The sequence below is a fragment of the Streptomyces sp. genome, assembly GCF_035563135.1.
Classification (GTDB): Bacteria; Actinomycetota; Actinomycetes; order Streptomycetales; family Streptomycetaceae; genus Streptomyces.
In genome coordinates this window covers 1-8579 of the sequence record NZ_DATMVN010000525.1, presented here as the reverse complement: position 1 = coordinate 8579, position 8579 = coordinate 1, and the positions used below count along the sequence as shown (strand labels likewise).

Sequence of the window (8579 nt, the reverse complement as noted above, 5' to 3'; positions counted from 1 at the left end):
GCCGGCGCCGCCCGCGAGCGCTTCGGTGACGGGGGGACCTCCCACGCCTCCGGCGGTGGGGGAGGTCCCACCGGTGCTCTGTACACCCGCACCGGACGGCCGTTCCTGGACGACACGGCACTCACCGAGGTCGTCCTCGGCCGACTGCGCACGGCCGTCACCGCCGCCGGACTCTGGGAGGAGTGGAGCACCGACTGGGTGGTGCTCGACGCCGAACTGATGCCCTGGTCCCTCAAGGCCGCCGGGCTGCTGCGCTCGCAGTACGCGGCGGTGGGGGCCGCCGCCGGCGCGGTCCTGCCCGTGGCGGACGAGGCCCTGGCCGCGGCGGCCGCCCGTGGCGTCGATGTCGCCGCCCTCGCCGGCCGCCAGCAGGGGCGCGCCGCGGACGCCGCCGCCTTCACGGAGGCGTACCGCCGTTACTGCTGGAGCACCGAAGGGCTCGACGGTGTCCGCATCGCGCCGTTCCAGATCCTCGCGGTGCAGGGCCGCTCGTTGGCCTCCGTACCGCACGACGAGCAGCTGGCGTGGCTGGACCGTCTCGTCGAGCACGACCCGACCGGTCTGCTCCAGGTCACCCGGCGTCTCGTCGTCGAGACGGGTGACGAGGCCTCCGTGCGCTCCGGCACCGACTGGTGGCTGGAGATGACCGGCCGCGGTGGCGAGGGCATGGTCGTCAAGCCGCTCGGCGCCCTCGTCCGGGACGCGAAGGGCAGGCTGGTCCAGCCGGGGATCAAGGTGCGCGGCCGGGAGTACCTGCGGATCATCTACGGTCCCGAGTACACGCGACCGGAGAATCTGGAGCGGCTGCGTTCCCGGTCCCTCGGCCACAAAAGGTCGCTGGCCCTGCGGGAATACGCCCTCGGTCTCGAGGCGCTCGACCGGCTGGCCGACGGGGAGCCGCTGTGGCGGATCCACGAGGCGGTCTTCGCGGTGCTGGCCCTGGAGTCGGAGCCCGTCGACCCCCGGCTGTAGGACGGCCCGCCCGAATCGGGTGGCGGTTCGCAGGGTGAACGGCGCCCCGCGCGGTGAGGATGAGGACATGGGATTCCATGTCGATTCCGAGGCCGGGCGGCTGCGCCGCGTCATCCTGCACCGCCCCGATCTGGAGCTGAAGCGGCTCACCCCCAGCAACAGGGACGCGCTCCTGTTCGACGACGTGCTCTGGGTGCGCCGCGCCAGGGAGGAGCACGACGGCTTCGCCGACGTGCTGCGCGACCGGGGCGTGGAGGTGCACTTCTTCGGGGAACTGCTCCGGGAGTCCCTCGACATCCCGGTGGCCAGGCGGCTCGTCCTCGACCGGGTCTTCGCCGAGAAGGAGTACGGTCCGCTCGCCACCGAGCACCTGCGCGCCGCCTTCGAGGAGCTGCCCGCCGCGGAGCTGGCCGAGGCCCTGGTCGGCGGGATGACGAAGCGGGAGTTCCTGGAGCGGCACGCCGAACCGACCTCCGTCCGCTTCCACGTCATGGATCTGGACGACTTCCTGCTCAGTCCCCTGCCCAACCACCTCTTCACCCGCGACACCTCCGCCTGGATCTACGACGGTGTGTCCATCAACGCGATGCGCTGGCCGGCCAGGCAGCGCGAGACCGTGCACTTCGAGGCGATCTACCGGCACCACCCCCTCTTCACCGGCCCCGAGGCGGGTGTCTTCCACCACTGGTCGGAGGGCCAGGACGACTATCCGTCCACCATCGAGGGCGGTGACGTCCTCGTCATCGGCCAGGGCGCCGTCCTGATCGGGATGAGCGAACGCACCACCCCGCAGGCCGTGGAGATGCTGGCCAGAGGGCTCTTCGACGCAGGGTCGGCCCGGACGATCGTGGCGCTCGACATGCCCAAGCGCCGGGCGTTCATGCACCTCGACACGGTGATGACGATGGTCGACGGGGACACCTTCACCAAGTACGCCGGACTCGGCATGCTCCGCTCCTACACGATCGAGCCCGGCATCGGCCCGCGTGAACTGAAGGTCACCGACCACCCGCCCGAGCACATGCACCGGGCGATCGCCGCCGCGCTCGGCCTGGACGCGGTCCGGGTGCTCACCGCCACCCAGGACGTGCACGCGGCGGAGCGGGAGCAGTGGGACGACGGGTGCAACGTGCTGGCCGTGGAGCCCGGGGTCGTCGTCGCCTACGAGCGCAACGCCACCACCAACACCTATCTGCGCAAGCAAGGCATCGAGGTCATCGAGATCCGGGGCAGCGAGCTCGGGCGGGGCCGGGGCGGTCCGCGCTGCATGAGCTGCCCGGTGGTACGCGATCCCGTGTGACGGCCCGCCGGGAGGCGGCCGTGGAGCGGAGCGGAAGGCGCAGGGGATCAGAGGTCGTGGAGCACGGGGAGCGGAAGGACGGGCACCCCTGTATAGCAATGCGTATCCTCGTATAGACTTCCAGGGCGATTCTCCCGTCCCGCCGTTCGACCCAGGAGCAGTCACCATGGCCATAGACCTCACAGGCCGCCATTTCCTCAAGGAGCTGGACTTCACGGCCGAGGAGTTCCGCGGCCTGATCGCCCTGTCCGCCGAGCTCAAGGCGGCCAAGAAGGCGGGTGAGGAGGTGCAACGGCTGCGTGGCAGGAACATCGCCCTGATCTTCGAGAAGACCTCGACGCGCACCCGCTGCGCCTTCGAGGTGGCCGCCGCCGACCAGGGTGCGTCCACGACGTACCTCGACCCCTCCGGCTCCCAGATCGGGCACAAGGAGTCGGTGAAGGACACCGCCAGGGTGCTCGGCCGGATGTTCGACGGCATCGAGTACCGGGGCGACAGCCAGCAGACCGTCGAGGAGCTGGCGGCGCACGGAGGTGTGCCCGTCTACAACGGCCTCACCGATGACTGGCACCCCACCCAGATGCTCGCCGACGTCCTCACGATGACCGAGCACAGCGCGAAGCCCCTGGAGGAGATCACTTTCGCCTACCTGGGCGACGCCCGGTTCAACATGGGCAACTCCTACCTGATCACCGCAGCCCTGCTCGGCATGGACGTCCGGATCGTCGCACCCGCCGCCTACTGGCCGGTGCGGGAGGTCGTGGACCGGGCCCACGAGCTCGCGGAATCCAGCGGCGCGCGCATCACCCTCACCGAGGACGTCACCGAGGGCGTCCGCGGCGCCGACTTCGTCGTCACCGACGTGTGGGTCTCCATGGGGGAGCCCAAGGAGGTCTGGGACGAGCGCATCGCCGCACTCGCGCCGTACGCCGTGACCATGGACGTCCTGCGGGCGACGGGCAACGACGGCGTGAAGTTCCTGCACTGCCTCCCGGCCTTCCACGACCTCGGCACGAAGGTGGCCAGGGACATCCACGCCCGGCACGGCCTGTCGGAGCTGGAGGTCACCGACGAGGTCTTCGAGTCCCGGCACTCGGTGGTCTTCGACGAGGCCGAGAACCGGATGCACACGATCAAGGCGGTCCTCGTCGCCACGCTGGCAGGCAACGCGCAGAGCGCATGAACATGCACCCGATTGGGTGAACATGCATGCAAGTGGCTACGATGGTGCTACTTGGTGGGGTTCGGGCTCGCACGTCCGAACCCCTTTTCATGTGCCCGGTCCGGAGCGCGTGCCCAGGTGTGAGCCTCCCCACCGGCTCGGTCCCCCGCACCACCAGAGAAGAGACCTCGTCCCCCCATGAGTCCCGCCTCCCCCACCCCGCCAGGGCCCTCGCGCAGGGCCGGGGCGCGCATCAAGAGCCCCGATCTGCTGCTCGCCGAGTCCGGAGCCGATCTCGAAGGCCACGGCCTGCGGCGCACCATGGGGCTGTTCCAGCTCGTGTGCTTCGGTGTCGGAGCGATCGTCGGCACCGGGATCTTCGTCGGGCTGTCCGACAGCGTCGCCGAGGCGGGCCCCGCCGTGGTGGTCTCGTTCGTCCTCGCCGCCATCACCTGCGTCTTCACCGCCTTCTCCTTCGCCGAGCTCGGCGGCGCCATCCCGGTCTCCGGCAGCTCCTACTCCTTCGCCTACGCCACGCTCGGGGAGCGGATCGCGTTCCTCGTCGGCTGGTGCCTGCTCCTGGAGTACGGCGTCTCGGTCTCCGCGGTCGCGGTCGGCTGGAGCCAGTACGTCAACGAACTGCTGGACAGCCTCATCGGCTGGAACCTCCCCGAGGCGCTCTCCTCCGGGCCCGGCGACGGCGGCGTGATCAACCTGCCGGCGGTGGTCGTGGTCATGATGGCGGCCACCCTGCTGGTGCGCGGCATCAGGGAGAGCGCGGGGGCCACCGCGGCGATGGCGGTGCTGAAGATCGGCATCCTCGTCGCCTTCTGCGTGATCGCCTTCACCGCGTTCGAGGACGGGCACCTCTCGCCGTTCGCCCCGCACGGGGTGGCGGGCGTCACCGCCGGCGCGTCCGTGGCGTTCTTCTCGTACATCGGCTTCGACGCCATCACCACCGCGGGCGAAGAGGTCAGGAATCCCCGCCGGAACATCCCGATCGCGATCATGATCTGCATCGGCGTGGTCACGCTGCTCTACTGCGCGGTCGCCCTCGGCGCGATCGGGGCGCTCGGCGCCGACGCCGTGGGGGACAAGGCGGCCGCTCTGTCCCTGGTCGTCGACAAGGTCACCGGATCGGGCGTCGGCGGCGGGATCATCGCCTTCGGTGCGGTGGTCGCCATCGCGTCCGTCGTCCTGGCGGTGATGTACGGCCAGACCCGCATCCTGATGTCGATGTCCCGCGACGGGCTGATCCCCCGGGTCTTCGAACGGGTGTCGCCCAAGACCCGCACCCCGGTCGCCAACACGTGGATCGTGGCCGCCGTCTTCGCCGTCCCGGCCGCGTTCTCGTCCCTCGACGTCGTCGTGAACCTGACGACCATCGGCACGCTCGCCACCATGGCGGTGGTCAATGTCGCCGTCATCGCGCTGCGTCGCCGCAACCCGGAGCTCAAGCGTTCCTTCCGGGTGCCGTTCTACCCCGTCAGCCCGATCCTGGGCGTCGGCTTCTGTCTGTACCTGATGTACGGGACGGGCTGGACGACCTGGGTGCAGTTCGTGGTGTTCCTGGCGGCGGGCGCCCTGGTGTACGCGGTGTACGGCCGCAGCCGTTCCCGGCTCGTCAGCTCCGGGGAGCCGCAGGACCGGGCGGCACCGGGCCCGACCGGAGCGTGAACCAGACCGCCTTGCCGTGCTCGGTGGGGCGGTGACCGCAGGCCGAGCTCAGGGCGCGGATCAGGAGCAGCCCCCGGCCGTGCTCCTGCCAGGGATCCGGCGTACTGCCGGGCAGCAGGCGGGAGAGGTCCCCGGGCGGCCCCGGGTCGTGGTCGTGGACCTCCACCTGGCAGCCGGACGCCAGAAGTTCGACCACCAGCTCGATGGGCCCCGAGCCGTCGGTGTGCTCCACGGCGTTGGCGACCAGCTCGGCGGTCAGCAGCTCGGCGGTGTCGCTGTCCGCGGGCGCGTCGAGGTCCGCCAGCGCCGTACGGACCAGGGCGCGGGCGATCGGCACCGCGGCCGTGGAGTGCGGCAGGGCGATGCGCCAGGAGGGGGGCGGTGGCGCGGGGACGTCGGGGGGCAAGGCGGGGGTATCCGTTCGGGAGCGAGACATCCGGCAGGGGACCGTCGTTCCGGGGCGGCTGCGCCCGGGGGCGCACCCTCCGTCGCCAGGGGGTGCAGGTTCTGTACCAGGACTTCCTGCGTTCAACCATACGAAGCGCGACGCCGCAGACATAGAGGCAGCCGACCGGCGCAAAAGGGACCTTCGCCACAGTGGCGGGGCCGCTCTGTCGCGTACTCATGACGGAAGTCACAGACGGGTGATAGCTTCGAAGCGCATCAGCAGCAGCCCGACGGCTGGAGGGGACCCTCCCATGAGCCCGTTCACCGGCTCCGCCCCGCGCACGGAGCGCTGGAAGCATCTGCGCCTGACGACGGAGGGCGGTGTGGCGACCGTCACGCTCGCCCGGCCCGAGAAGCTCAACGCCCTCACCTTCGGTGCGTACGCCGACCTCCGTGACCTCCTCGCGGAACTCTCCCGCGAACGTTCCGTACGTGCCCTCGTGCTCGCCGGTGAAGGGCGCGGGTTCTGCTCCGGCGGTGATGTCGACGAGATCATCGGCGCGACCCTCGCGATGGACACCGCGCAGCTCCTCGATTTCAACCGGATGACCGGCCAGGTCGTCCGGGCCGTCCGGGAGTGCCCCTTCCCCGTCGTCGCCGCCGTCCACGGAGTGGCCGCGGGCGCCGGGGCGGTCCTCGCCCTGGCCGCCGACTTCCGGATCGCCGACCCGTCCGCGCGTTTCGCCTTCCTCTTCACCGCCGTGGGACTGTCCGGCGGCGACATGGGCGCCGCCTACCTCCTGCCCCGTGTCGTCGGCCTCGGCCACGCCACCCGGATCCTGATGCTCGGCGAGCCCGTCCGCGCCCCGGAGGCCGAGCGCATCGGCCTGATCAGCGAGCTGACCGGCGAAGGGGAGGCCGGTACCCGTGCCGCAGCCCTGGCCGAACGGCTCGCCGACGGGCCGGCGCTGGCCCTGGCCCAGACGAAGGCGCTGCTCACCGCCGAGCTCGACATGCCGCTCGCCGCAGCCGTCGAGATGGACGCCGCCACCCAGGCCCTCCTCATGAACGGCGAGGACTACGCCGAATTCCACGCCGCCTTCACCGAGAAGCGGCCGCCGAAGTGGCGGGGCAGGTAGCGCGATGTCCTCCTCGGACACGGGGCGGATCGCGGTCATCGGCGGCGGACCCGGCGGGCTCTACGCCGCCGCCCTCCTCAAGCGGCTGGGCCCCGGCCGTGAGATCACCGTATGGGAGCGCAACGCCCCCGACGACACCTTCGGCTTCGGTGTGGTCCTCTCCGACGAGACGCTCGGCGGCATCGAACACGCCGACCCCGTCGTGTACCGGGCCCTGAGCGACGCGTCCGTACGCTGGGACACCATCGACGTCGTGCACCGGGGCGCCACGCAGACCTCCGGCGGTCACGGTTTCACCGCACTCGGCCGCCGTACGCTCCTGCGGATCCTGCACGAGCGCTGCGCGTCCCTCGGCGTCCGGCTCCGCTTCAGGACCGCCGCGCCGTCCGCAGCGGAACTCGCCGCCGGCCACGACCTGGTCGTCGCCGCCGACGGGGTGCACAGCACCACCCGCGAGGCCTACGCCCGTCACTTCCGTCCCACGGTCACCGACCACCGCAACCGCTACATCTGGCTCGCTGCCGACTTCGCCTTCGACGCCTTCCGCTTCGAGATCGCCGAGACCGGGTACGGCGTGATGCAGCTGCACGCCTATCCCTTCTCGGCCGGTGCCTCCACCGTCATCGTCGAGATGCGCGAAGAGGTCTGGCGGGCCGCCGGGCTCGACACCTGCGACACCGCGCAGTCGGCCGAACGCTGCGCCGAGGTCTTCGCCGAGGCCCTCGGCGGCCGGCCGCTGCGCTCCGGCAAGTCCTCCTGGCTCACCTTCGCGACCGTTGCCAACGCCCGCTGGTCGCACGGCAGCACGGTCCTCATCGGCGACGCCGCGCACACCGCCCACTTCTCCATCGGCTCCGGCACCAAGCTCGCCGTCGAGGACGCCCTCGCCCTGGCCGCCTGCATCGAGGAACAGCCCGACCTGCCCACCGCCCTCGCCGCGTACGAGGCCGAGCGCCGGCCCGTCGTCCTGTCCACCCAGCGCGCCGCCGCGGCCAGCCTGCGCTGGTTCGAGGAGCTCCCGCGCCATGTGGACCAGCCGCCCCTGCGGTTCGCCTTCAACCTCCTCACCCGCAGCCGCCGCGTCACCCACGACAACCTGCGGCTCCGCGACCCCGGCTTCACCCGGGCCGTCGAGGAGGAGTTCGGCTGCCCGCCCGGCACCCCGCCGATGTTCACCCCGCTGCGGCTGCGCGGCCTCGAACTCCGCAACCGTGTCGTCGTCTCGCCCATGGACATGTACTCCGCCGTCGACGGCATGCCCGGTGACTTCCACCTGGTCCACCTCGGGGCACGGGCACTCGGCGGCGCCGGTCTGGTCATGACCGAGATGGTCTGCGTGAGCCCCGAAGGCCGCGTCAGCCCCGGGTGCACCGGGCTGTGGTCCGACGACCAGGCCGAAGGCTGGACCAGGATCACACGCTTCGTCCACGACGCCGCCCCCGGCACCGCGATCGGTGTCCAGCTGGGCCACTCCGGCCGCAAGGGCTCGACCCGGCTGATGTGGGACGGCATCGACCAGCCCCTGGACGAAGGCAACTGGCCGGTCAGCGCCGCCTCACCCCTTCCGTACGCGCAAGGGGTCAACCAGATCCCGCAGGAGCTGGACAGGGCCGGTATGGACGCGGTCCGGGAGCGGTTCACCGAGGCCGCCCGGCGGGCCGGCCGCTGCGGATTCGACCTCCTCGAACTGCACTGCGCCCACGGCTACCTGCTCTCCGGCTTCCTCTCCCCGCTCACCAACCTGCGCACCGACGCCTACGGCGGGCCCCTGGAAAACCGGCTCCGCTTCCCCCTGGAGGTCTTCGACGCGGTCCGCGCCGTGTGGCCCGGGGACCGGCCCATGACCGTACGGATCTCCGCCACGGACTGGGCGCCGGGCGGCATCAGCGACAACGACGCCCTGGCGGTCGCCCGCGCCTTCGCCGCCCACGGCGCCGACGCA

At 71.4% G+C, this 8579-nt stretch carries 6 protein-coding genes and 1 pseudogene; 6 read left to right on the top strand and 1 reads right to left on the bottom strand.

Going from position 1 to position 8579, the window contains the following annotated elements:
- The 4 genes and pseudogenes from VN520_RS23340 to VN520_RS23325 all read left to right on the top strand — a co-directional run.
- Positions 1 to 972, top strand: a pseudogene (locus tag VN520_RS23340) (polynucleotide kinase-phosphatase); the annotation flags it as partial.
- A 67-nt stretch (positions 973 to 1039) separates the two neighbouring features.
- Positions 1040 to 2272: an arginine deiminase gene (locus VN520_RS23335; RefSeq protein ID WP_325748897.1), complete on the top strand. Its 1233-nt coding sequence runs from the start codon at positions 1040 to 1042 to the stop codon at positions 2270 to 2272.
- 166 nt (positions 2273 to 2438) lie between these two features.
- Positions 2439 to 3455 (top strand): ornithine carbamoyltransferase, encoded by a 1017-nt coding sequence (argF, locus tag VN520_RS23330; protein ID WP_325748896.1) that lies wholly within the window; start codon positions 2439 to 2441, stop codon positions 3453 to 3455.
- 177 nt (positions 3456 to 3632) lie between these two features.
- Positions 3633 to 5111 carry an amino acid permease gene (locus VN520_RS23325; RefSeq protein WP_325748895.1) on the top strand — a complete coding sequence of 493 codons (1479 nt, stop codon included), beginning with the start codon at positions 3633 to 3635 and terminating at the stop codon, positions 5109 to 5111.
- Here the strand turns inward: VN520_RS23325 and VN520_RS23320 are convergent.
- Positions 5059 to 5517 carry an ATP-binding protein gene (locus VN520_RS23320; protein WP_325748894.1) on the bottom strand — a complete coding sequence of 153 codons (459 nt, stop codon included), beginning with the start codon at positions 5515 to 5517 and terminating at the stop codon, positions 5059 to 5061. The two genes, VN520_RS23325 and VN520_RS23320, sit on opposite strands and share 53 nt — an antisense overlap.
- 292 nt (positions 5518 to 5809) lie before the next feature.
- On the opposite strand from VN520_RS23320, the gene VN520_RS23315 reads away from it, so the two are divergent.
- Together VN520_RS23315 and VN520_RS23310 are read left to right on the top strand one after the other, a co-directional pair.
- Positions 5810 to 6637: an enoyl-CoA hydratase family protein gene (locus VN520_RS23315; RefSeq protein WP_325748893.1), complete on the top strand. Its 828-nt coding sequence runs from the start codon at positions 5810 to 5812 to the stop codon at positions 6635 to 6637.
- 4 nt (positions 6638 to 6641) lie between these two features.
- A partial coding sequence (locus VN520_RS23310) for an FAD-dependent monooxygenase (RefSeq protein WP_325748892.1) occupies positions 6642 to 8579 on the top strand: 1938 nt, incomplete at its 3' end.